General features: G+C 33.3%; 17 protein-coding genes, 1 tRNA gene and 2 pseudogenes. 14 read left to right on the top strand and 6 right to left on the bottom strand.

Annotated elements, in window-relative coordinates:
* Positions 1-6: 6 nt before the first annotated feature.
* From BMZ76_RS16510 to BMZ76_RS11440, 4 genes and pseudogenes are all read right to left on the bottom strand, one after another.
* A pseudogene (locus tag BMZ76_RS16510) lies at positions 7-174 on the bottom strand (recombinase zinc beta ribbon domain-containing protein); the annotation flags it as partial.
* Positions 175-210: 36 nt separating this feature from the next.
* Positions 211-381: pseudogene (locus tag BMZ76_RS16505) on the bottom strand (recombinase family protein); the annotation flags it as partial.
* A gap of 222 nt (positions 382-603) precedes the next feature.
* Entirely contained in the window at positions 604-2,280 is a 1,677-nt protein-coding gene (locus BMZ76_RS11445) for an amino acid permease (RefSeq protein WP_091206446.1), read from the bottom strand.
* Between the two features lie 188 nt (positions 2,281-2,468).
* Positions 2,469-5,384: an FAD-binding and (Fe-S)-binding domain-containing protein gene (locus BMZ76_RS11440; RefSeq protein ID WP_091206443.1), complete on the bottom strand. Its 2,916-nt coding sequence runs from the start codon at positions 5,382-5,384 to the stop codon at positions 2,469-2,471.
* A 237-nt stretch (positions 5,385-5,621) separates the two neighbouring features.
* Here BMZ76_RS11440 and BMZ76_RS11435 point away from each other — a divergent pair, with 237 nt between their 5' ends.
* The 14 genes from BMZ76_RS11435 to BMZ76_RS11370 all read left to right on the top strand — a co-directional run bounded on the left by BMZ76_RS11435 (position 5,622) and on the right by BMZ76_RS11370 (position 19,290).
* Complete coding sequence (locus BMZ76_RS11435; RefSeq protein WP_091206441.1) at positions 5,622-7,154, top strand: glycoside hydrolase family 10-like protein; 1,533 nt, start codon at positions 5,622-5,624, stop codon at positions 7,152-7,154.
* A 26-nt stretch (positions 7,155-7,180) separates the two neighbouring features.
* Positions 7,181-8,449, top strand: coding sequence for an AmpG family muropeptide MFS transporter (locus BMZ76_RS11430; protein ID WP_091206439.1), 1,269 nt, complete (start codon positions 7,181-7,183; stop codon positions 8,447-8,449).
* A gap of 139 nt (positions 8,450-8,588) precedes the next feature.
* Positions 8,589-10,199 (top strand): glycoside hydrolase family 3 protein, encoded by a 1,611-nt coding sequence (locus tag BMZ76_RS11425; protein ID WP_091206437.1) that lies wholly within the window; start codon positions 8,589-8,591, stop codon positions 10,197-10,199.
* A gap of 140 nt (positions 10,200-10,339) precedes the next feature.
* Positions 10,340-10,978, top strand: coding sequence for a peroxiredoxin (locus BMZ76_RS11420; RefSeq protein WP_091206434.1), 639 nt, complete (start codon positions 10,340-10,342; stop codon positions 10,976-10,978).
* Between the two features lie 84 nt (positions 10,979-11,062).
* Positions 11,063-11,371, top strand: a complete 309-nt coding sequence (locus BMZ76_RS11415) for a thioredoxin family protein (RefSeq protein ID WP_091206430.1) — start codon at positions 11,063-11,065, stop codon at positions 11,369-11,371.
* A 141-nt stretch (positions 11,372-11,512) separates the two neighbouring features.
* On the top strand, positions 11,513-11,770 hold the full coding sequence (locus BMZ76_RS11410; RefSeq protein ID WP_091206428.1) for a DUF6952 family protein: 258 nt from the start codon (positions 11,513-11,515) through the stop codon (positions 11,768-11,770).
* A 188-nt stretch (positions 11,771-11,958) separates the two neighbouring features.
* Positions 11,959-12,456 carry a thiol peroxidase gene (gene tpx, locus BMZ76_RS11405; protein ID WP_091206425.1) on the top strand — a complete coding sequence of 166 codons (498 nt, stop codon included), beginning with the start codon at positions 11,959-11,961 and terminating at the stop codon, positions 12,454-12,456.
* A gap of 10 nt (positions 12,457-12,466) precedes the next feature.
* Positions 12,467-12,841 carry a diacylglycerol kinase family protein gene (locus BMZ76_RS11400; protein ID WP_091206422.1) on the top strand — a complete coding sequence of 125 codons (375 nt, stop codon included), beginning with the start codon at positions 12,467-12,469 and terminating at the stop codon, positions 12,839-12,841.
* 18 nt (positions 12,842-12,859) lie between these two features.
* Positions 12,860-15,301, top strand: a complete 2,442-nt coding sequence (locus BMZ76_RS11395) for a DNA translocase FtsK (RefSeq protein ID WP_091206418.1) — start codon at positions 12,860-12,862, stop codon at positions 15,299-15,301.
* A 49-nt stretch (positions 15,302-15,350) separates the two neighbouring features.
* The gene (locus BMZ76_RS11390) at positions 15,351-15,995 is read left to right on the top strand and encodes an outer membrane lipoprotein periplasmic chaperone LolA1 (RefSeq protein ID WP_396230410.1); all 645 of its coding nucleotides are present in this window, start codon (positions 15,351-15,353) and stop codon (positions 15,993-15,995) included.
* 8 nt (positions 15,996-16,003) lie between these two features.
* Complete coding sequence (locus BMZ76_RS11385; protein ID WP_091206415.1) at positions 16,004-17,440, top strand: LptF/LptG family permease; 1,437 nt, start codon at positions 16,004-16,006, stop codon at positions 17,438-17,440.
* 8 nt (positions 17,441-17,448) lie between these two features.
* Complete coding sequence (ribB, locus tag BMZ76_RS11380; protein WP_091206411.1) at positions 17,449-18,582, top strand: 3,4-dihydroxy-2-butanone-4-phosphate synthase; 1,134 nt, start codon at positions 17,449-17,451, stop codon at positions 18,580-18,582.
* A gap of 166 nt (positions 18,583-18,748) precedes the next feature.
* Positions 18,749-18,833 (top strand) — tRNA-Ser (locus BMZ76_RS11375).
* A gap of 121 nt (positions 18,834-18,954) precedes the next feature.
* Positions 18,955-19,290 carry a hypothetical protein gene (locus tag BMZ76_RS11370; protein WP_091206408.1) on the top strand — a complete coding sequence of 112 codons (336 nt, stop codon included), beginning with the start codon at positions 18,955-18,957 and terminating at the stop codon, positions 19,288-19,290.
* Positions 19,291-19,748: 458 nt separating this feature from the next.
* Here the strand turns inward: BMZ76_RS11370 and BMZ76_RS11365 are convergent, their stop codons facing one another.
* Both BMZ76_RS11365 and BMZ76_RS11360 read right to left on the bottom strand, forming a co-directional pair.
* Positions 19,749-22,742 (bottom strand): DEAD/DEAH box helicase, encoded by a 2,994-nt coding sequence (locus BMZ76_RS11365; RefSeq protein WP_091206404.1) that lies wholly within the window; start codon positions 22,740-22,742, stop codon positions 19,749-19,751.
* 122 nt (positions 22,743-22,864) lie between these two features.
* On the bottom strand, positions 22,865-25,372 hold the full coding sequence (locus tag BMZ76_RS11360) for a DUF4268 domain-containing protein (protein WP_091206400.1): 2,508 nt from the start codon (positions 25,370-25,372) through the stop codon (positions 22,865-22,867).
* Between the last annotated feature and the right edge of the window lie 29 nt (positions 25,373-25,401).

The following is a 25,401-nucleotide window of genomic DNA, read 5'->3' as shown; positions in this document are numbered from 1 at the left end:
TTGAATTAGAAAGTTTTCAAATCTTACAATTGATATACCACTTGATTTAGGACATTTGCCTTGTTGAATACATTTGTAAGCTGAATCCTTATTTACAATTCTTTTTTTGCCACGATATTCTTTGCCACAACAACTGCAAATTATTAAACCATTAAATAGATATTCAAACTCAATTCTTTTTCCAACTTTTTGTTTATTCTTAAAAAGGTTTTAATTTACCCTGTCAAAGAAATCTTCAGTAACAATTGGTGGAAAATTTGCTTCGATTCGTTGTTTTTTACCTTTTTCATGACGATTCCACACTCTAATACCTTTATAAGTAGTATTTTTTAGCATGTCATGTATAACATTACCACGCCACTTAATTGTAGCTTTATTAAATACTTTTTTTTCACCTGCATAAGTGCTTTATTTAGCTATAAGAGCAATCACAATCAATAAATGGTATTGTAACACGTTCAAAACTTATTATGCAGTGGAAAACCAATCTATTTGTTGAGTCTATTGAATTCTGTGTTTAATATCTTTTTCAAAAGTTAACTACAAAACACAAAAAAACCGTTTCTGAAGTAGAAACGGCTTTTTGTATATTCTTTGTTCTTATTACCTATTAGGATTTAACTTACTGTTTTTATATCCGTAAAAAAAGTAAAACACTAATCCGATTAACAACCAAACACCAAACCATTTCCAGTTAGAAATTGCCATTCCAGTAAGTAAATAACAGCACGAAATTAATCCCAATAACGGAATTAAAGAAAGGTTTTTGAGGAATGACAAAATTGCCATCACAATACACAAAATAAAGAAAATTATCATCGTGCTATTTGTTGCCATTTTATCTTGAGAGAAATCGAAAGTATCCACAAAGAATGTCGGAAATAAATATTGAATTAAAAATGCTGCAGCCACAACCATTAGAGGAAAAATAAACTTCGAGTTTATGTATGGAATTTTGAATTTGCCGTTGGTCCTGCGCTCCGCAATTTCAGCTTCACTTTGAGGAGATAACATTAAAACCCCGCCACAAACCAAGACAAAAGCAAATAAAGTCCCAATACTTGTAAAGTCCAATACAAAGTTTTCATCGGTGAAAAAAATTGGAATTCCAACCACTAAACCAGTTACTATAGTTGCAAACCCCGGTGTTTTATATTTCGGATGAATTTCTGAAAATTTCTTTGGCATCAGTCCATCACGGCTCATTGTCATCCAGATACGTGGTTGTCCCATTTGAAAAACCAACATTACACTGGTCATAGCCACCACGGCAGCAATGGAAACAATAAATAACATCCATTTTACGCCTTTTAAAGCAAATATTTCAGCTAAAGGATCGCTAACGCCCAGCAATGTATAGGAAACCATCCCTGTAATTACCAACGCTAAAATAATATAAACAACAGTACAAACCAGTAAGGAATAAATCATACCGCGAGGTAAATCACGTTGCGGATTTTTACTTTCTTCTGCTAATGTTGAAACGGCATCAAACCCAATATAAGCAAAGAAAACTGCCGAAACACCACCCATAACTCCTTTAAAACCATTTGGCATAAACGGTGTCCAATTGTCAATATCCACATAAAAAGCGCCAACAACAATGACCAAAACTATTATCACCAATTTAATCATTACCATGACATTGCTGATATTTCTAGACTCTTTTGTGCCTCTGTAGACTAAATAAGTGATTAATAAATTGATTACAACTGCTGGCATATCAAAAATTATTCTCAAGCTGCCCAGCATCGGTGCAGTTTGCCAAGCATTAAATCCTTCTCCTGCTTTATTTTCTAAAAAGGCAGAATGTGCCGATTGATAATTTATCGTGAGCCAATCTGGCAAATGAATTTGAAAAGTTTCCAACAAATTCGTAAAATAGCCACTCCAAGAAAAAGCAATATAAATGTTCCCGATAGAATATTCCATTATCAACGCCCATCCGATAATCCATGCAAATAATTCCCCAAAAGAGACGTACGCATAAGTGTAAGCACTTCCAGAAACTGGGACACGTGAAGCAAATTCGGCGTAGCACATCGCGGTAAATCCGCAGGCAATAGCACAAATAATATAAAGTATTACTACTCCGGGACCTCCCGAAAAACAGGCATTTCCTATAGCGCTAAAAGTTCCGCCACCAATGATTGCGGCAATCCCAAAAAAAGTAAGATCCCTAACTGTCAATACCTTATGGAGTTCCGTGTGATCTCCATCACCGCCTTGCTGTAATATTGTTGTTGTTGATTTTCTTCTAAATAAACTTGAAAATGCCATATCTAAATTTTATCATTAAAAAATTAATCTATTTTTACGCCTTTTTACTTGCAGTTTGCAATAATATAAATTTTGTTCGGATATAAAAATATAAAAGAATTTTATTATTTTTATTTTTAAAAAAGTCTTCCATTATTTTTGGAAAACGAAAGCCAGTCACAATTTATCTGTCTTTTAAAAAATAGTTTCTATTTCAAACAGCTCCTTAAAATTGTGACCGGATGCAATGCTTTTCTGTTGGTTCCATCAAAAATCTGGTGGCGACAACTCGTTCCTGCTGCAGCAATGGATGTTGTTGTTTCAGTGGCTCTAATTTTTGGAAACAACGTGTCTTCTCCCATTTGCATGCTGATTTCATAATGTTCTTTTTCGTATCCAAAAGAACCTGCCATGCCACAACAACCCGAATTATAAATGGTAACCGAACTGTTTTTTGGCACATTCAACATCGCAAAAGTCGCTTCCATGGTGCTTAATGACTTTTGATGGCAATGTCCGTGAATTTTTATTGTTTTTTCCTCCTCAGAAAATTGTTCCGCATGAATTTTACCTTTTGTAATTTCATTTTTGAAAAACTCTTCAATCGTAAATACATTTTCGGCTAATTTTTGGGCACTTTCTTTATCATCGGCCAAGCGAATGTATTCGTCTCTAAATGTCAGTATCGCCGAAGGTTCGATTCCTATCAAAGGTAAATCTGCAGTAATATAATTCGAAAAAACGGCAACATTTATATTCGCAATTGCTTTTGCTTCTTCGAGAAAACCTTTAGAGATAAAAGCCCTTCCGCTTTCTTCGTGATCCACCAGAATCACTTCATATCCTAATTTTGTCAATAACTCGTACGCATCGATTCCAACTGAAACATCATAATAATTAGTAAATTCATCGCAAAACAAACATACTTTTCCGTTTACAAAAAAATCACTTGGCGATTGATTCCAATTTTTTTCGTACCATTTTCGAAATGTCTTTGGAGCCAAAAGCGGCACTTGTCTTTTGGCAGCAATTCCCATACTTTTTTTTACAAAGGGCAAGTTCACCATGAAATTCGTAAACTTTGGAGTGATACTTCCCAATCCATTCAATTTAGCATTAAAAGCAAACCCTTTATTGCGCCATGAAAATCCATTTGCTTTTTGGTATTGGTACAAAAACTCCGATTTTAATGCTGCCACATCCACATTACTGGGACATTCGCTGGCGCAAGCTTTACAACTCACACACAATTCAAATACTTTATACAATTCTTCATGGTCGAACTTATTGTCTTTTTCGGAATGCGTTAAATATTCTCGCAACGCATTGGCTCTGGCGCGCGTCGTATCTTTTTCATTTCGGGTCGCGCGGTAACTGGGACATAAAGTTCCACCCGCCGAAGGTAATTTTCTACAATCACCCGAACCATTGCATTTTTCCGCTGCACGCAAAATGCCCATACTATCTGAAAAATCCTGAATCGTTTGTATCTCCGGTTCCACTCTGCCCGCTTCCACCCTCAGGTTTTCATCCATTTTGAACGCATTTACGATTTTCCCAACGTTCAGAATAGTGTTAGGATCAAAAGCATGTTTGATTCTTTTCAACAATTCATAATTCTTGTCTCCAATCATAAAAGACAAAAACTCGCCACGAACAATTCCGTCGCCATGTTCCCCACTTAAAGATCCTCTATATTTTTTCACCAAAATGGCTACTTCAGTTGCGATGTTTCTAAATTGATGCAGCCCTTCTGTTGTTTTCAAATTCAAAACCGGTCGCAAGTGAATTTCTCCGGCCCCGGCATGTGCATAATATATGGCACTCTGACCGTGACGCTCCATCATGGCAGTGAATTCGGCAATATAATTGGGTAAATCACTCAACTCAACGGCGGTATCTTCAATAGAATCAGCCGCTTTATTATCGCCTACAATACTTCCTAAAAGTCCAAGACCTGCTTTGCGCAACTCATTTATTTTATCAATATCAGCTCCGTAAATTTTTGGCAAAGCATACCCGAAATTGTTTCTTTCCAAATCAGCAATTAAATCATCAGCTTGTCTTTCGGCATCTTCCATACTGTGATGCGACGCCACTTCGAGCATTATAACCGCTTTTGGTTCTCCTTGAATGAAAAATCGGTTTTTAGTTTGTTCCCGGTTGGTTTTTGTACAATCTAATATAGTGTCATCCATCATTTCACAAGTGTATAAATGGTGTTTCATCGCAGTAACCACAGCTTCTAAACTTTGCTGAATGGTATGAAAATGAGCCACTACCATTACATTATTCGTTGGTGGTAAATTATCAACTTTCAACGTAATTTCGGTGGTAAAAGCTAGTGTTCCTTCGCTTCCGCAAAGGAGTTTCCCTAAATTTATAGTATTTTCTGTTCCTCCAAAAAGTTCTGATTTCAATAATAAATCAATCGCGTAACCCGTATTTCTTCGGTGAATTTCAGGTTTCGGAAATTCCTTGATAATCTCTTTTTGATTTTCTGTATTCGAAAGTTCCTCATAAATGGTCTTGTAAATAGAACTTTCAAGCGTGTTCCCTTTTATTTTTTCAATGAATTCAGCAGAAGTCATTTCTTTAAATACTGCCGAACTTCCATCACTCAAAACTGCTTTAATTTCCACTATTTTATCGCGGGTAACTCCGTACCGAATTGACGTTGTTCCAGATGAATTATTGCCTACCATTCCGCCTATCATACAACGATTGGAAGTCGAAGTATTGGGACCAAAAAACAATCCGTGCGGTTTTAAATATAAATTCAGTTCATCCCGAATTACTCCCGGCTGTACGGTAACCGTTTTTTTAATAGAATCAAAAGCGACAATCTTGGTAAAATGTTTCGAAACATCCACGATAATTCCACTACCTACTGTTTGTCCTGCCAATGATGTTCCGGCAGTTCTGGGCGTGATTGAAATCTTATTTTTTGCTGCAAAGCGAATAATTTTGACAATATCTTCCTCTGATTTTGGAATCGCTACAGCAACTGGTATAATTCGATATGCTGAAGCATCGGTGGCATACAGCGTCTTATGGAGATCATCGTATAAAAGTATTCCTTCTAATGACTGAGATAATTCTTGTAGTTGAGGCGTGATTAACATGTAATGTAGTAAATTGCTATTATTTTCACAAATATAAATATATAGCGGTTTACACCTTAAGAACAAATAAGAAAAATTCAAATTCTTTTGTTATTTACTGGAAAGTATTCTTTAATTTCATTTTAAAAAAATTGGCAAAGAAATTGCGCTGGTAAAATAAGTCAAATTTTAAAACCATTTTAACTGGTAAATTTCACTAAAAAAACTATTTTTGGACACTATATAAACGATACTCCGATGAAAAATTGCAAGCACACCCTTTTGCTTATTACGTTCCTTTTACTTTCTTTTTGGAATGGTAACGCACAAGCATTGGCTACAAATCCAAAAAATGAATTTAGAGCCGTTTGGATTGCTACTGTGGTAAATATTGACTGGCCAAAAATGAGCACTGATAATGTTGCCAAACAAAAAGCGGATTATATTGAGATTTTAGAAACCTACAAAAAACTAAATTATAATGCTGTCATTGTTCAGATTCGAAGTGTTGGTGATGCTTTTTATCCAACAGAATTAGCACCGTGGTCACGTTTTTTGACCGGTAAAGAAGGACAAGCTCCAAAACCTTATTTTGATACATTAGCCTGGATGATTGCTGAAACCCACGCCAGAGGTTTTGAATTTCATGCTTGGATGAATCCATATAGAGCTACAATGGATTACAATACGTCGCTTTTAAGTCCGCAACATGATTTTTTCAAGCATCCAGATTGGATGATTAAATATGGTGGAAAATATTATTACAATCCGGCATTACCCGAAGTTCAAAACCACTTGACGGCAATCGTAGAAGAGGTTGTGGAAAAATATGATATTGATGCAATACATTTTGATGATTATTTTTATCCGTACAGAATAAAAGGAGAACTATTTGATGATACCGATTCTTTCAAAAAATACGGTAATGGATTAAGTATCGAAGATTGGAGACGTTCGAATGTGAATAATTTTGTACGATGTGTTTCCCTTTCGATAAAAAACATCAAACCGTGGGTGCAATTTGGCATCAGCCCATTTGGAGTTTGGAGAAATAAATCAGTAGATCCCAGAGGTTCTGAAACCGAAGCAGGACAAACGAATTACGACGATTTATTCGCTGATCCTTTAGCATGGATGGAAAATAAATGGATTGACTACCTCGTTCCGCAATTGTATTGGAGCATGGATCATCCAAAAGCTTCCTATTCAAAACTACTACGTTGGTGGTCTGAAAACTCAACGAATACAGCAATTTACATTGGAAATGGAACGTATAAAATCAACGCTGATTCTGATAAAAGATGGAATAATCCAAATGAAATCCCAAATCAAATTGACATTACCAGATCCTACAAAAACATTCAGGGAAATGCTTTTTTTAGTGCCAAATCATTTTTGAACAGAAATCAAAGTGTGACTAAGTTACTAACAGAAAACCAATACAAATATGCTGCTCTTCCAACTGTAGTGCCTGGTTCCATTAAAAAAATGGCTATCGTACCTACAGCGAATAATATTTTGATAGATCCAATTGCGTCACGATTTAATGTCACTTATCCTTTGTACAGTAAAGTGCGTTACGTAATGGTTTATGGAGCCAAATTCAATTCAAAAATTGACATCAACGATCCAAGTCAAATTATTGATAAAATAGCATTCAAAGATGATAATGATACGGTTGAAGTTGTGATTCCATCCTATAAGTTAGACAAAAATACAACCTGTGCGATTACATTCATTGATTTTTATGGTAATGAAAGTGAAGCAACTTTAGTGAACTTTACGCTGTAAAATTGAATCGAATATAAAACGCTAAAATGAAAACAGACAACAGACCTTGGTATTGGATTCCCGTTTTAAACTTTGCTTCCGGATTGCCTTATGCCATCATTATTTCGGTATCGGTGATTATGTATAAAAACCTCGGAATCAACAATGAGGATATTGGGATTTATACCAGTTTACTTTATTTACCATGGGTAATTAAACCGTTGTGGAGCCCATTTATTGATCTTTATTCGACTAAAAGAAAGTGGTTTTTAACCATGCAATTGCTCATTTCTGTCGCTTTTTTAATTGTAGGTTTAACAATTCCTTTAAGCAATTTTTTCGTTATTAGTTTAGCCGTTTTTTGGGTTGCTGCATTTGCTTCCGCTTCTAATGATGTTGCCAGTGATGGATTCTATATGCTGGCATTAGAGAAAGACCAACAGTCTTTTTTCCTTGGAATCAGGAGTACTTTTTATAGACTTTCCATGCTTACTGGAAATGGATTAATAGTGTTTATTGCGGGTTATTTAGAACAAGAATATGGCGATAAGCAAAAAGCATGGTCCTATACGATGGTAATTGTCGGTATCATAATGACTGTAATTACCATTTACAATTATTTTTCGACTCCAAAAATTGAAGCAAAAATCTTGGAAACAAAAGCGGAATCGGTTCCTAATAAAAGTTTTGCTGTTGTTTTTGCCACTTTTTTTCAAAAGAAACAAATTGGTTTAGTTTTGGCTTTCATTTTATTGTTTAGATTAGGAGAATCTCAATTATTAAAAATGTTGACTCCTTTTCTTATCGATCCGACAACTGCAGGCGGAATGGGATTAACCACTCAGGATGTTGGTATAATATATGGCACTTTCGGGGTTATTGCATTAACTGTTGGTGGGATTTTGGGCGGTATAGTCATATCTAGAGATGGATTAGGAAAATGGATGCTACCCATGATTTTAACTATGCACTTACCCATAATAGGGTTTATATTACTCTCCCATTTTCATCCGGGTTCCGTGATCTACGTTTATTTAACGGTAATTGCGGAACAATTTGGCTATGGATTTGGGTTTGCGGCTTTCATGATGTATCTAATTTATGTGGCAGATGGCGAATCAAAAACGTCCCACTACTCTATCGCAACCGGATTTATGGCTTTAGGAATGATGCTTCCGGGAATGTTGAGCGGTTATATCCAAGAATATCTGGGCTATGGAAATTTCTTTATTTGGGTATTTTTGGCAACCATTCCAGGATTGATTTTATCCCGATTTTTGATTTTTCCAGCCGATTTTGGAAAGAAAACCGAATAATTTAATAGCACACGGATAAGACGGATTTACTTTGTAAAGTCAACAATAAAAACCGTTTTTAAAAATCCGTTTTTACCTGCGTTTTTGAAATAGAGAATCCATTTTTTCTGCGTACTAAAAAAGTATAAAATTCTAACTAATGACATTAGAACAAAAAATAGGACAGTTTTTCTTTCCTGCCGTTTTCATTAATGATACTGAAGAAAACATTCAAGCTACCGAACAATTAATAAGGCATTACAATATAGGCGGATTGACTTTTTTTCACAGCCGAGCCAGTGCAGCGACGAATTATGAAACTAAGAAAAAAGTAGTTTTAAATGATGATAGTTTTCAACGTTTAAAGGAACTTATTAAAAGGTATCAAAGTTGTGCTACGACTCCGTTATTAATGAGTATCGATGCCGAATGGGGTTTAGCCATGCGCGTCGAAAAAACACCACAATATCCTTATGCGATTACCCTTGGCGCTTTGCCTGACAATCAAAAACATTTGGTTTACGAAGTTGGTAAACAAATAGGCTTAGACTTAAAATTTGTTGGAATTCATTACAATTTAGCGCCTTTGGCCGACATCAATAATAATCCTAATAATCCTGTAATAGGGTACCGTTCTTTTGGTCAAAACAAAGAAAAAGTAGCTGATTTTTCGCTGGAATATATTAGAGGAATGAATGATGTCGGGATTTTAGGTTGTTTTAAACATTTTCCCGGACACGGAAATACGAATATTGATTCGCACTTAGGATTACCCGTTTTAAAAGAAACTTTGGAAGAATTATTAGCCAATGAATTAGTTCCTTTTATAAAAGGAATTGAGAATAACGTTGATTCGATTATGATTGGCCACTTAGCAGTTCCCGCTTTAAACGATGGAAAAGACACTTCAGCCACGTTATCAAAATCCGTAATTGAAACGCTTTTGCGAAAGCAATTAGGATACGATGGTCTAGTGATTTCGGATGCGTTAAATATGCACAGCGTTTCTAAATTGTACGATAAAAAAGGACAGTTGGAATGGGAAGCTTTCAATGCCGGAAACGATGTGTTGTGCTTCGCCGAAAATGTTCCGGAAGGCATCCAGGAAATCCTAAAAAATGCAAAACCTGAAAGAATTGAAGCCAGTTTTCAACGCATCTGGAAATGCAAACAAAAAGCAGGAATTGTGGATGGAAAACTAAGTTTGCCAAACCTTTCAGCGACTGACTTTGATTTTAAAACTACTTCAAAATTAAATCTGAAAATTGCTCAAAACTGCATTACAAAAATTAAAGACAGAAACAATTCCAAAACTGTTTTTGATGCGAATAAAAGCAGCACGCTTGCCAAAATAAGCTTTTATAAAAACACAGATAATACATTTTTCAAAAGTTTAGCAGCTGATTTGCCTTCACCAGAATTTAGTTATGAAACTGGTGGTGAATCCGTTTTGAATAAATTAGAAAAAGAACTAAATAAATTTGACACGCTAATCATTTCTTTATTTGTTCCAAAGGCAAAACCTTTAAACAATTTTGATATTGAAGATTCCGTACTTCAATTTTTAGGTAACATGTTTACCGTCAAAAAGTGTATTTTATATGTTTTTGGGAATCCTTATGCGCTGCAAATTATTCCAAATTTGAGAGATGCTTTAGGAATTATTCAAATGTATCAGGATTTTACAGAATTTCAGGAAACCGCTGCCGAACAACTTTTGGAAAACACAAAATGCAAAGGAAGTCTTCCTGTGGAGGTTAACTTTTTATAATTAATAGGTAAAATCTTTAAAAATTTTTAGTATAATAATACCCTATTTTGAGATAAGTATTTATAATCAAAAGCTATTTCAATTTACTTTTAGTATGACTACATTTGCACCAACAAAAAACAATTAAAAAGTAAATAAAAATGTCATTAGTAGGTAAAAAATTTCCAAGTATTGCAGTAGACGCTATCTCTGAAATGGGTGATAATTTAAAAATCAACATTTTTGAAGAAGCTGTAAATAATAACAAAAAAGTACTTTTGTTTTGGTACCCAAAAGATTTTACATTCGTGTGCCCAACTGAATTACATGCTTTTCAAGCCGCTTTACCAGAATTCGAAAAAAGAAATACAATCGTTATAGGTGCATCTTGTGACACTAACGAAGTACACTTTGCATGGTTAAATACTCCAAAAAACAACGGTGGAATCGAAGGTGTTACTTATCCAATTCTTGCGGATACCAACAGAAACTTATCAAACATTTTAGGAATTCTTGATATTGAAGAAACAGCTTACAGCGAAGAAACTGATTCAATTATCATTCAAGGTTCTAATGTAACGTACAGAGCAACTTACCTTATTGATGAAACTGGAAAAATTTTCCACGAAAGTGTAAACGATATGCCATTGGGTCGTAATGTAAATGAATACTTACGTATGGTTGATGCTTACACACACATTCAAGAAAAAGGAGAAGTTTGTCCTGCAAACTGGGAAGCCGGAAAAGAAGCCATGAGCGCCGACCGAAAAAGTACTGCTGAGTACTTAAGTGTAAACTAAATCAATAACAATGTTAATTGCAATATCGAATTCAATTTTTAAAATTGAATTCGATATTGCAATTGATTTTTTAAATTTAAAAATATGTTAATCGAATTAACCGAAGATACGTTACAGGATTTAATTGAAAAAGACGAAAAAGTAGTAGTTCAATTCTCGGCCTCATGGTGCGGAAATTGCCGAATTATGAAGCCAAAATTCAAAAAATTAGCTTTAGAAAACGAAACAATCACTTTTGCACTTGTTGATGCTGAAAATTTTCCTGAATCAAGAAAATTAGCTAATGTGAGTAATTTGCCAACTTTTGCCACTTTTGTAAATGGAAAACTGGTAAACGAAACTCAAACTAATAAACAAGAAGTGCTAATTGAATTAGTAAACGAAATAGTTTAATTAGATCATTAAAGTAGATTTGATTTTTAGACTTGATTAGATTTTAAAAATCTAGAGATTTTTTTTATATTTAAATTCAATTTCGAGCCCCAACCAATCTAAAAATCTAATAAACCTTACAATCGAAAAATCGAAAAAAAAATGAAACTACCTGTAATTAAACATTTGTCCCAGTTTATAGAAGAGAATGATGAAGATTACATTATCGAAACAATCGAGGTTCTGGAAGCAATGACTGAAATTCCGTCATTGAAAGATGAAGAATTGGATGTTATTGGGGAATTAATTTCTAATATGTACGGCGCATTAGAAGTAAACAAATTAGTAAAAAACGGAACTGATAAAAAAGAAGCTTTAAACATTTTCATGAAACGTGTTTTGGGTTCTATCGATAAATAAAAGAATTTTTTATTTAATTCTACTAAAACGCACTCCAAAACGAGTGTGTTTTTTTATTCAATAAATCTAAAAGACGATATAATTTTACAGTTAATAATTTGAGTAAAATGGTAAACTTTAAACCACTATTTGAAGACAAATTCTTAAATAATTTTCATACTTTTGAACCTCATTAAAAAACAAACACTATGGCATCAATAACATTAGGAGGAAATCCAATTCATACTTCAGGTGAATTACCAAAAATAGGCACAAAAATCGCTGATTTTAAGTTAGTAAAAACGGACCTTTCTATCGCTTCATTGCAGGATTTTGCAGGTAAAAAACTAGTTTTAAATATTTTTCCAAGTATTGATACCGGAACTTGTGCAGCATCTGTTAGAAAATTTAACGAAAGCGCCAGTACTTTAGAAAATACTACTGTTTTATGTGTTTCAAGAGATTTACCATTTGCACAAAAACGTTTTTGTGGTGCAGAAGGACTTGAAAATGTTGTTAACTTATCTGATTTTCCAGAAGGAAGTTTTGGTAAAGCAAATGGTTTAGAAATGACTGACGGACCTCTGGCCGGATTACACTCAAGAGTTATTATTGTTGTTGATGAAAACGGAATAATTACACATACGGAACAAGTTGCTGAAATTGCCGATGAACCAAACTACGAAGCTGCATTAGCGGTACTTTAATCCGAATTTAATGGAATTTCAAAAAGACAATACTTTTTTTTCCGGAAGATTAAAAAGTGTCTCTTATGCCCTAAAGGGAGCTTTAAAACTTATCACGACAGAACACAGCGTGATGGTTCAATTTCTCTTAGGAATTTTGGTCACCATTGCTGGGTTTTATTTTGGTATTTCTAAAACAGAATGGCTTTTTCAGACTTTAGCTATTGGTTTGGTGATGAGTATTGAGGGTTTAAATACGGCCGTTGAAAAAATAGCCGATTTTATTCATCCCAATTATCATGAAAGAATTGGCTTCATTAAAGATATTGCTGCGGGAGCGGTATTTTTTGCTGCTTTGACAGCAATAGTAATCGGTTTAATTATATATATACCTTTAGTTTTTTAGGTATTATTACAAATAAGAATGGCAAAAACAACTCCTTTAATAAAAAAAAACGATACTAAATCAGCGGTCAAAACTCCATTAAAACTAACAAAACAGCATAAAATTGTTTTTGGTTCTTTATTGGTTTTATTTTCCGTTGCTTTATTGTTTGCGTTTGTGTCCTTATTCATTTATGGACAACAAGATCAAAGTGCTGTTCAACAATTGACGGATCGTTCAGAAACGGTTCAGAACTGGCTTGGAAAATTTGGCGCCTTTTTGGCTGATTTACTTGTTTATAAAGGTTTTGGAATTGCCGCATTTATATTCGTACGTTTATTTTTCCTTTCCGGAATATATATGATTCTTGGTATTTCTTTAGGAAAACTTAAGAATATTTGGTTTTGGGATTTATTTGTAATCATTATAGTATCCGTTTTATTTGGATTCTTCGCTACTTCAGCGCCTGAATTAGGAGGAACTATTGGATATGAATTGAATTTATTTTTGCAAGATTATATTGGAAAAACAGGAACATTACTGATTTTGCTTTTTGGACTCATTATTTATATCATTTTTAAAATCAAGCTTTCGCCGGAAAGTATTCAGTTGTTTTTTGATACTACCAAAAAAGAAATGAAAGCAGTTTCCATCACCAATCCGCTGAATAACGGAAAAAGCGGTTACAATTTGGAAGAATTTGCCGTTGTTGAAGAGGAAGAAATTGATGACATTCATTTAAAAACAAATGGTTCACAATTCGAAATCAACAAAGAGGCATTAAAACCAACTATTAGTAATTCATCTGATATTAATAGAGACCCTATTGCAAAACCGCTTGCAATGGAAGTAACACCAATAGCAACTCCAGAAGTTATTTCGAATGTTGAGGAATCGTTTATAATAGAAACCGCTCCGGAAGAAGATATTATCGAAGAAAACTTAGCGTCTCGATTAGTAGCTGATTTTGGATTATTCGACCCAACTTTGGATTTATCCAATTATAAATTCCCTACGATTGATTTATTAAAAGAATATTCTACAGGAGGAATTACCATCAATCAGGAAGAATTAGAAGAAAATAAAAACAGAATTGTAGATACCCTTCGCAATTATAAAATAGAAATTGCACAGATAAAAGCAACCGTTGGACCATCGGTTACGCTTTATGAAATTGTACCGGAAGCAGGAATTCGTATTTCAAAAATTAAGAGTTTAGAAGATGATATTGCACTGTCACTTTCGGCATTAGGAATTCGTATCATAGCTCCTATTCCTGGAAAAGGAACGATAGGAATCGAGGTTCCCAACAAGAATCCAACGATGGTTTCTATGAAAAGTGTTATTGGCTCTGCCAAATTTCAAGAAGCTGAAATGGAATTACCAATCGCTCTTGGAAAAACAATTTCGAACGAAACTTTTGTAGTGGATTTAGCCAAAATGCCTCACCTTTTGATGGCAGGAGCTACTGGTCAAGGGAAATCTGTTGGTTTGAATGCCGTTCTGACTTCTCTATTGTACAAAAAGCATCCTGCTGAAGTCAAATTTGTATTGGTCGATCCTAAAAAAGTAGAGCTTACACTTTTTAATAAAATTGAAAGACACTATTTAGCTAAACTTCCAGATATGGATGACGCTATTATTACGGATAATGCAAAAGTAGTTAACACATTAAATTCCCTTTGCGTAGAAATGGACAACCGTTATTCTTTGTTGAAAGATGCGATGGTGCGTAACATCAAAGAATATAACGATAAATTTAAGGCTCGAAAACTGAATCCTGAAAATGGACACCGATTTTTACCTTACATTGTTCTTGTTGTTGATGAGTTTGCTGATTTGATTATGACAGCAGGCAAAGAAGTTGAAGTTCCTATAGCACGATTGGCACAATTAGCACGAGCCATTGGAATACACTTAATTATAGCAACACAAAGACCATCTGTGAATGTAATTACAGGTTTAATAAAAGCCAATTTCCCTGCGAGAATAGCATTTAGAGTTACCTCAAAAATTGATTCCCGTACGATTCTGGATACTCAAGGAGCGGATCAATTGATAGGTCGTGGTGATATGCTTTACACCAATGGAAATGATGTAGTGCGGGTACAATGTGCCTTTATTGATACTCCAGAAGTAGAGAAAATTACTGATTTTATAGGTTCTCAAAAAGCTTATGCTACTGCTTATTTACTTCCTGAGTTCGTTGGGGAGGAAAGTGGCATTAATCTTGATATGGATATTTCCGATAGAGATACTTTGTTTAGAGAAGCTGCTGAAATTATTGTGAATGCACAGCAGGGATCAGCTTCCTTATTACAAAGAAAACTTAAATTAGGCTACAACAGAGCTGGAAGACTAATCGATCAACTCGAAGCTGCTGGAATTGTAGGCCCTTTTGAAGGAAGTAAAGCACGTAGTGTAAACGTTCCGGACATGAGTTCTCTTGATCAATTTTTCAACAATGAAAAAAACAAATAATACTATGAAATCAAAAATTCAAGATTCTAAAAAAATTAATATACAAAGTATGAGTAAAAAGTTCCTTTTATTAACGGCTATATTTATTCTTACTTTTTCAGCTCAAGCACAAGATAAAAAAGCAAAAGACCTTTTAGATCAAGTTACTGCTAAAGTTAAAAGTTATAATAATATTGCTATTGATTTTAAATACTCCTTGAATAACGCCAAAGAAAACATCAATCAGGACAGTAAAGGAAATGTGACGATGAAAGGAAATCAATATGTTTTAAATTTCATGGGAGTTACTAAAATTTTTGATGGTAAAAAAACATACACTATCGTTCCAGAAGATGAAGAAATTACCATTTCAGCAGTAAATGAAAAAGATGATAATGCCATAACTCCATCAAAAATGTTGACTTTTTTCAATACGGGCTACAAGTATAACATGGATATTTTGCAAAACGTAAAAGGCAGAAAAATTCAATATATCAAATTGGTTCCGTTAAATGCTAAAGATCAAAGAAAAGAAGTATTATTGGGAATTGATGTTCAAACGAAACACATCTACAATTTAATAGAAATGGGCAAAAAAGGCACAAAAACAACATTAACGGTTAATTCTTTCAAAACCAACCAACCTTTGTCAAAAAATCAATTTACATTTGCGGGAAGTAAGTATCCAAATTACTACATCAACAAATTAGATTAATGCGCTAGGTGAAAATTCTTGACAAATACTTATTAAAAACCTTTTTGACTACATTTACTACAGTATTTGTAATCCTATTTTTCATATTTATACTTCAAACCGTTTGGTTATTCATATCCGAATTGGCCGGGAAAGATTTAGATCTATTAATGATTATTAAATTCCTGGCCTTTTCTATGCCTAGAATTGTACCCTTGGTATTACCACTTTCTATACTTTTATCTTCGATAATGACTTTTGGAAATTTGGCTGAAAATTATGAATTCGCAGCGATGAAATCTTCTGGAATTTCACTTCAACGAGCCATGAGAAGTCTCACTGTATTCATCGTTTTACTAAGTATCGTGGCTTTTTTCTTTTCGAATAATGTCATTCCTTATGCCGAATACAAGTTCATTAATTTTCGAAAAAACATTGCACAGGTCAAACCAGCATTAGCTATCGCCGAAGGACAATTTAATGATGTTGGATTTTATAATATTAAAGTCAATAAAAAAAGTGGCGCAGAAGGAAATATTCTGACAGGAATAACTATTCACAAAAAATCTAAAATTGGTGATGGAAGTAAAACTGTAATCAAAGCCAAAAATGGAGAATTAATTAGTAGTGAAGAATCCAGTATTCTGCAATTAGTGCTTAACAAAGGGTATTATTACGAAGACATTGTTCCAAAAAAATATGAAGATCGCAGTAAGATGCCTTTTGCAAAAAGCTCCTTTAAAAAGCAAATCATAAATATAGATTTATCTGAACTGAATAAAGTGGATGTAAATGACGAATCTGTTGCCAACACAAATACCATGCTTACCGTTAATGAACTAAATTACACTTTAGACTCATTAAATAAAAACATGAAAACGGATATTATTACGTTTACTGAAAACAGCAATGCAAGAATTGGATTTCCAGAGAAAAAAAAATCAGTACAAGCAGCCAAGAAAAGTAAACCACTTCCAGATGATATTTTATCATTATACACGAACCAACAAAAATCGGATATTTTAAAAATTGCCAGCAGTAATGTAATCAGCACTAGCTATTCCATTGATTCTTCTAAAACCGAATTATTCAATAAGCAGAAAAATATAAATCGACATTTATTGGCTTTTTACGATAAATTTGTAATTGTATATGCTTGCTTTCTGATGTTTTTTATAGGAGCGCCATTAGGAGCCATTATTAGAAAAGGAGGATTAGGACTTCCAATAGTTTTTGCTGTTTTTATATTTATAACCTTTCATTTTATAAATACTTTTGGAAAAAGGATTGCTCAGGAAAACGGAATGACTCCATTTATGGGAGCTTGGTTATCCTCATTTATACTAACACCATTAGCTATTTTATTAACTTACAGAGCTACAAACGATATTGGATTAATAAATATGGATGTTATTTTAGCTCCATTCCAAAAAGTAATAAAAAAAATATTCCCATCACAAAACTAATACCCGAAATGGACTTAAATAAAATACAACTTAACACAATTGAAGAAGCTATAGAAGATATTCGCCAAGGAAAAATTATTATAGTTGTTGATGATGAAGATCGTGAAAATGAAGGAGATTTTTTGGCAGCAGCCGAAAAAGTAACACCGGAAATGATTAATTTCATGGCTACTCATGGTCGCGGATTAATATGCGCTCCCTTGACAGAAAGCCGTTGTAAAGAGTTAGGATTGCATGTGATGGTGACCAATAATACGGACCCAATGGAGACCGCTTTTACAGTTTCGGTAGATTTAAGAGGAAACGGAGTTACAACCGGAATATCAGCAGCAGATAGAGCAAAAACAATCTTAGCACTCGTAAATCCAGAAACGAAACCGCATGATTTAGCAAGACCTGGACATATTTTTCCTCTAATTGCCAAACAAGGTGGTGTTTTGAGAAGAACAGGCCATACAGAGGCAGCGATTGATTTCGCTCGTTTAGCTGGATTCAAATCAGCTGGAGTAATTGTGGAAATCATGAATGAAGACGGCACAATGGCACGTCTTCCCCAATTAGTCGAAGTAGCAAAAAAATTCGATTTAAAATTAGTTTCAATCGAATCCTTAGTCGCTTACAGAATGCAACATGACAGCTTGATTGTTAAAAAAGAAGATTTTGATATTGAAACTCGTTTTGGTACATTCAGATTACGCGCATACCAACAAACCACTAATAAACAAATACATATTGCGCTGACTAAAGGCAACTGGAATATTGGTGAACCAATACTAACCAGAATCAATTCTACTTTAGTCAATAATGATATTTTAGGAACATTGACCAATGATGCCAATAAGAAATTAGACGGTATGTTTCAATTGATAAATGATCAAGGAAAAGGGGCAATTTTATTTATTAATCAGGAAGCGCAATCAATAGACTTATTGAATCGAATTGTAGAACTGAAAGAACTGCAAGCGAAAGGAGAATTCAAAGCACCACAAATTAAGATGGATAATAAAGATTTTGGTATTGGTGCTCAGATTTTACATGATATCGATATTTCAAAAATCCGTTTATTATCCAATACTGAGCAAACAAAACGCGTTGGAATGATTGGATATGGATTAGAAATTAAGGAATATGTAAATTATTAAATTCATTTAAAAAAAAATTATAAAAATATTTTCATCTAAAGTATACAAAATGAAACCTTTAAAAATTAGTCCAAAAAATAGATGCTTTTTTTCTAAAAATAGATTTGCATAACTAAAAAAGGTTCTTATATTTGCACTCGCATTCAGATAATGGATGCGACATACTGGAGAAATGGCAGAGCGGTCGAATGCGGCAGTCTTGAAAACTGTTGACTGTAACAGGTCCGGGGGTTCGAATCCCTCTTTCTCCGCGGAATTAAAACCCTAACCACTGTTAATCAGTGGGTTAGGGTTTTTTATTTACAATATATCCCCACATTATCCCCACAATCATTATTATTTTTTCGTTATTTTTATATAAAAATAGAATTTATGAAAAATCCAGTATCGCTTAAACAAATTGTAATTGATTTCATCTACATCAAAGAACAGCTTGCCGAGCTGTTTAAGAACGAAAAACAATATCACGTCATAATTGATTTTCTTATTGCTAAAGATTACTTAAATGATGATCTAGACCCCCCCTTTCCTAAAGTTAAAGATATTGAAGAAGCTACAGGTTTAAAAACTCATACCCTAAGAAAATTACTGCTTGAGATGCATGAACAAATATTTGGCTTTGCAAATGTGAAAAGTTTAGATTTCAAGAAAGTCTTATATCATTTCAATATTCACTATTATGGAAGTAGCTTTACTTTTACGATCTAAAAACTGAAACATTTACCTAGGGTTGGAGAAAACATTAGTTTACCGTTTATCAAAGCAATAACAAATATAAATTGGTTCTATGTTGAAGAAATAAAACACGAATTTGAAAACACAACACAAAACGTGCATTTAACATTAAAAGTTGGCGAATATAACTCCTACTGGCAGTTCAGAAAAGATCAAGCCCTTGCATTAAAAGAAATCGGATTTACTGAAGTTATGCATTCGAGTGAGACTGAATTAAAAAGGAAAGTGTTTTCGAAAAATCATTGGCGAAGATAAAAATGAATTGTAAGTACGACTATCATAAGGCTTATGTTGGCCATTTACCAAAGATTTAATCTTCAGTATTGAATGGCATATTACCAATTACGCTATCCTGTTAAACCCTTTTTCAGGCTTAAAATGAGCTCATTTCATATTCAAAAAATAAACTAATAATATTTTTATATCGAACGCTACTCACTACAAAATATTTTCAATTTGCAACCTAATGCGCCAACATTCGTTAATGTACCATTAAGAAGCACTAACGTCTGTAAAGCTGCGCTGTTGCCTTCATCCTTCTTTAGCTTTTTTATTAACTCATTTCTCGATAAAATACCCCCTAGAAACAACCACACTTCATTATCAATAGAAGGGTCCGAAATTCTACTATGAATATGATCCCAAACTTCATTAGTACTTTTGAACGTTCCAAACCTTAACCTATCTTTCACTTTTCCTTTAACACCTCTTGAACCTGACCATTCTTTTTGCCATTTAGATTTTACTCCAGATGGCTTTTTATCATTAAACATTGATAAATATTCAATGTTTTTTACGGCTTGACCGCAAACATCCATAAGGTTGGTTGCCGACACTTTTGATGACGGTTTATTACCAATACCTTTGACATGGATAAAAGCTACTTTTTTATCTGTGCATAAGATGAAATCGGCTACCTCCTCCCCCATATCATCACAAATTAATAGTTCTGTATTTTCGAATTCCTTCTCGATTTCAGTTCCTACGCATAATGTATCGATCAGATGAAACATAGAATTTTTATCCCAACCACTACCATCAATAGCACATTTTTTTCCTTTTTCATCTTTGGTGGTATTTAATGACTTTACCGGGATGATAATATTTCTCAATTGAAATTCTTCAAGTTTAAATGTGCTTCCAAATTTTAATTTGGGATCATAAAATGCTCCAAATGCATAAAAAATGTTCTTATTATCTGTTATTACTCTGAAGCTTTGTTTAGTATTAAGTAACCGTATTAAATCAATTTTATCTTCATTGCAGAAACTTTGAGTTATTTCCTGGGATTCAAGTATAAAAATTTTCCTCAGTGCACTAAATTTAATTTCTACGACATAGGGTAAAGAATTTAAATGAATCACAAATGTAAACTTCCCTTTATTTTCAGTCACTTCTGATGCGACTTCATATTCGTCTAATTCTATATCATTACTTTTAAAACTTATCCTTTCAATCTCTGAAAAATCTAAAAGAATATGTTTAGGTTTAACATCTGATTTTAGCTCAACCTCCTTGGCATATCTATTAAAAATATTAATTGGAGAAGAAGTAGTATTTAGCCCCTTAATTATACTGTCTAGCCATTTAATATAGTCTTCCAATTTATATTTGACATTTGATTGCGTGATTTTTCCATTAGAAAACCCTAAATACCTTCTAAAAGATTCTTTATCTTTTAGAAGGTCAATTTTTTGTTCTTTACTATATCCAATTACGGATGATATTACTTGACCATGGTCGTCCAAAAAAGGAGCGACATCCGCTATTGAAGCCGCATTATATGAATGACCTGAAATGGAATTATACCCAAGGTTTGAATTCTTTAATGATACATTTGTTAAACGAGATTCTGAGTTGTTTGAAATTAATTTTTTTAATTTCTTTGTTTCTATTAAAGATAGTCCAAATTCACTTAATCGGCTATATAGATTCATCCCATTAGAGTTATAAAATCCAATATGGTTACTGTAGATTTTGAAAAAACTAATGTGTAAGTTAATATTAAAAAAAAACTTAGTTATTAAGTGTGGCGAATTATTGTATGAGATATGAATATAAAGCCCTGATTCATCAGAAATAGGATAATACGAAAAGGACTGATCATTTTCACCAAAATTATCCTCTAAGTTACTTTTAAGTATTGAAATAGTTACATCTCCTTTATTGTACACATTACAACTTAAGGGTATAGCTATTTCACGTAAAACAGAATCAATATCATTTTCTAGATAGCTGGTGCGAAAACTTCTATCAATATATTCCGTGTTTGGCAATTGTGATAACACTTCGCGCAAAGTTTCGCCATATGTTTTTCCAATTAAGTTTTTGAATTGGTCATCATATTCTAAATATGAATCCCAAATAGCTTTATGATCTAGAGTCTCATTGTCAAGTATATAAGCAGTAGCATTATCTATTTTGGTTGGGTTTCTTAATACTCGTCCTATCTGCTGTACTAATTGTCGTGAATTTTTAAAGATAGAGTATGTTGCAAGCATCTTAAACCGAGGGTCATCAAACCCTTCAATCAGTTTAAATTGATGAATCCAGATGCGCGCTTCAATATTTTTGTCTGGAACTTTTTTATATTTCCAATTTTCCTTTTGACCTTGAAATCTTTCATGAATGCAAACAAAATTAATTTTTTTTGACTTAATAATATTTGCAATTTTTAAAATTGATGCATAGTCCTCACACCTTATTATTAATCTGGCTTCTTCATCGCTTGCAAACTTTTTATCAAACTCTTTTAATACAGTTTCAATAAATTTAATTGGGTCTGTATCTATATTTATTGGAATAAACTCAGGAGTTCTTAGAATTTTTAAATTTTGTGCTTCCTTCTGAGTGATTGAGTACATATATCTTGAATCAAATTCGAATTTTTTTAAATCATTCCTGAATGGTGTTGCAGTAAAAATTATCTTAGGTGCCTTTATTTCTCGTAATGCTATACTCCAACTAGTGGCAGGCTCATAGTGCCCCTCATCAAATATAATTAGGTCAAAATTTTTGCATACACTATCAAATATGTTTCTTGATTTAGTGAAGGTAACATTTAATTTTTGGATAGTTGTAACAACAATTTTATCCAAATGTGAGACAGCGAAATCATTTCCAGGAGTTAGTTTAATTACTTTTTTTAAATCAGTAGAGGAATAATCAATTTTTTTAAAAAATTCATTGTTTATTTCTTCAAAAAGTTGTGTTCTAAGTACGTCACGGGGTGAAATAACGAGAACGCTCTTTATACTTTTCTCTAGGTGAGCAATGCAAGTAATAACTCCTGTTTTCCCAGAACCAGTTGGCATTTTAATTAAACAAGACGCTTTTGTTTTACCCTCTTTAAAATCAATAATATAATCATGAATTTTCTTATAAGCTTTTTTCTGTGGCACCCATAAGGCATCTGGTAGTTTCATATGATTCTATTAAAAGGTCTGTTATTTTTTAGTTCAAAATAATATTTGTAATCCTAATTCAAGTGTTAAAAACCTCCTTATTCTTTAGAATGATCCAGAAAGGCATCCGATTAAAAGCTTAACTATTTCAAATTTTTAATAAACGGACTCAATGCTTTTTCAAACTGTGGAAGATTTGAAACCATAAATTCATTCATTGTTTCCCAATCGGATTCACTGAACAAATTAACACCTTGTTCTTCTATTTTTATTCGGCTCATTTTGCTTTCAGGAAGTTCTTCCCAGACTAAGTCACCGCCAAATGTTTGTTCTATTGCTTCTTTGTTTTTGAGGAGTTTTTTGAAATATATTTTGTTTGTTTCTTTGCTGGAAGTCGAAATGGTAAGTTCAATTCTAACGAAAGATTTAGTAATAACAAAAGTATATGATACACCTGCAGTTCCTGCGCCTGTAGATAACCAATGGTCTTTTGAAGGATTTACATTTGCAAATAAGCTCGTGTTTTCTACTAATGGTAGTAGTTGTTGCCAATATTTTTTTCTAACATTAAAACGATTTGGTTCCGCCTCGTTATCTTTTCCCGATGCATATTTGATTGATAATTCCTCTTCCATTTCAAACAAGGTTAGCAGTCTTTTTAAACAACTAAACTTATTATAACTATCCATATTAGCTTCAACAAACCAGCCGTTAATTACTTCTTGTGGGGATCTAAAATCAGATGTGTTTCTTGATATTTTAAAAACATCTTTATTGTTTATCAGTAATTGAGAGTTCTTTTCATACAGACTTCTAATCACATATACATACATTTGGGAAACTGTATCCTCTTCGATTTTTGTATTTTCAAAAATAAAGTAATCCAGTTTTTTATTTTTGGGACTTTCCGCATCAAAAATGTTTTGTTCCTCTGACTCATCATTTTCTTCAATGACAAGATTAGGATATTCCCATATTTTTAGAAATCGGTCATAAATAAGGTTTTGACGTTCTTCGTACTCTGAAGTAGTCCAAACATCAATCGACTTTAAATAAGTATTCAACCATAACCTGCTGTAGTTATAACCTTGTTCATTACCCTCCTTATTCATTTCTTTTTTATGCAGGAATGACTTATTGCTTAATGCTCCATTATTTCCTGACAGGGTAAGATTTCCTATTGTGTTTAAATGTTTTTCTTTAAATGAAAAATATTCATCTGATGATAGATCAGTACTCCAATCGTTATTAGGGTTTCTTGGAAAAATGTGTTCAATTGTGATCTGTTCATTATTAGTATTCACATATTCTTTATTGTTATAATTCTCCAGCATTTCAAAAAGATAGTTTCTGTTTTTAGGTTGGGTGTTGTACAGATCTTTATCCTTCAATGCTGTTTTTAAATCTTCATTGGTTGGGAATTTGGCACTGCCTTTCTTTTTGAGTAATACTTTAGCAATAGAATCGTAATATTCCTCCGTATCTACTTCGGCATACAGACTCATAAATATTTTATTTAACGCATTGGTTGGCAAACCTACAACAAACCTTCTCCAAGCATAGCTTTGGATTAGTCTCAATATTTTTATCAAATCTTCTTTGCTTAACAAACCATTTTCTGCATCCTCAAATACTTGCAGTAAAAAAGGATAGGCCACATTAATTTCTAAACGATTGATGTATTCTAATTCTTTTCTGATTTTAACGTCTGAAACCGTAGATGGATTGACTAATTTTTTATAGTGAACGGATAAAGATTTTATGTTTTCTAATTCCTGATGATAAGCCTCTTCTTTTTTGTTTGAATACAGGCTTTTAAACTCCGCATACACTTTGTTTTTATTGGGTATTTTCTTTTTGCGAAGTGTCAGGTAATCTCTTATGAACTCTGAAACTAACGAGTTTTGTTTTACTATGTCTTTTGCGTTTTCTTCAATTGGATTCCATATGGTTTCAAAAATCCTGTTTTGGTCTTTTGGAGGTAAGTCCATTAAAATGAAATTACGAATCAAATCCGATTGTGATAAATCTAAGCCTGTTGAATTTAAACTTTCAAAAATACGCTGTGGATCGTCTTTGTCTCGTTCTAATGAGATTTCTACAAATATTAACCGATTTAAACCTCTAAGTATCAAATCAAAATTTTCATCGTTGATAGCGCTTCTAAAATAGTTGTAGTTCTCTATCACATTTGAGAATGTACTAAATTCATTTTGTGTCCCTAGTATTATCGCTTTGAATGCCAATGAATTGGTGTCTGTTTGTTTGAGTTTTAACTTGCTTGATTCATTTTGAACATATTGATTGGTCAAAAACATATTGTACAATCTGTCCGCATCCTGTGGTTTACTGTTTTCTTTAGCAAAGCGATACAAGGCTACATATAAAATATTAATTGTGGTCAAACGCTGTTGTCCATCAATGATTACCAATTCTTTTACTTCGCTTGTGCTATAAGTGCCTTCGTGAACAAATACAATGCTCCCAATGAAATGCGTTCCTCGATCTTCTGTTTCAACTGATATAATATCATTTAACAATTCTTTGCACTCCGCATTTTTCCAATCGTAATTGCGCTGATATACCGGAATCACAAATTGTACATTAACGGCTTGTAAGAAGGTTATTATTGGTAATTCGTTTGCTTTCATTATTTGTTTTTTTGCTAATCACTTGATCC

This window comes from Flavobacterium xueshanense (assembly GCF_900112975.1).
Lineage (GTDB): Bacteria > Bacteroidota > Bacteroidia > Flavobacteriales > Flavobacteriaceae > Flavobacterium > Flavobacterium xueshanense.
The sequence above is the reverse complement of the archived record's forward strand: the minus strand, read 5'-3'. Positions and strand labels throughout refer to the sequence as shown.

Coding starts and splice junctions, on each gene's coding strand:
- BMZ76_RS11370 (WP_091206408.1), top strand. CDS start 18,955: ATGAAAAATCCAGTATCGCTTAAACAAATTGTAATTGATTTCATCTAC.
- ribB (WP_091206411.1), top strand. CDS start 17,449: ATGGACTTAAATAAAATACAACTTAACACAATTGAAGAAGCTATAGAA.
- BMZ76_RS11415 (WP_091206430.1), top strand. CDS start 11,063: ATGTTAATCGAATTAACCGAAGATACGTTACAGGATTTAATTGAAAAA.
- BMZ76_RS11420 (WP_091206434.1), top strand. CDS start 10,340: ATGTCATTAGTAGGTAAAAAATTTCCAAGTATTGCAGTAGACGCTATC.
- BMZ76_RS11400 (WP_091206422.1), top strand. CDS start 12,467: ATGGAATTTCAAAAAGACAATACTTTTTTTTCCGGAAGATTAAAAAGT.
- BMZ76_RS11440 (WP_091206443.1), bottom strand. CDS start 5,384: ATGTTAATCACGCCTCAACTACAAGAATTATCTCAGTCATTAGAAGGA.
- BMZ76_RS11425 (WP_091206437.1), top strand. CDS start 8,589: ATGACATTAGAACAAAAAATAGGACAGTTTTTCTTTCCTGCCGTTTTC.
- BMZ76_RS11390 (WP_396230410.1), top strand. CDS start 15,351: ATGAGTAAAAAGTTCCTTTTATTAACGGCTATATTTATTCTTACTTTT.
- BMZ76_RS11445 (WP_091206446.1), bottom strand. CDS start 2,280: ATGGCATTTTCAAGTTTATTTAGAAGAAAATCAACAACAACAATATTA.
- BMZ76_RS11395 (WP_091206418.1), top strand. CDS start 12,860: ATGGCAAAAACAACTCCTTTAATAAAAAAAAACGATACTAAATCAGCG.
- BMZ76_RS11430 (WP_091206439.1), top strand. CDS start 7,181: ATGAAAACAGACAACAGACCTTGGTATTGGATTCCCGTTTTAAACTTT.
- BMZ76_RS11435 (WP_091206441.1), top strand. CDS start 5,622: ATGAAAAATTGCAAGCACACCCTTTTGCTTATTACGTTCCTTTTACTT.
- BMZ76_RS11365 (WP_091206404.1), bottom strand. CDS start 22,742: ATGAAACTACCAGATGCCTTATGGGTGCCACAGAAAAAAGCTTATAAG.
- tpx (WP_091206425.1), top strand. CDS start 11,959: ATGGCATCAATAACATTAGGAGGAAATCCAATTCATACTTCAGGTGAA.
- BMZ76_RS11360 (WP_091206400.1), bottom strand. CDS start 25,372: ATGAAAGCAAACGAATTACCAATAATAACCTTCTTACAAGCCGTTAAT.
- BMZ76_RS11410 (WP_091206428.1), top strand. CDS start 11,513: ATGAAACTACCTGTAATTAAACATTTGTCCCAGTTTATAGAAGAGAAT.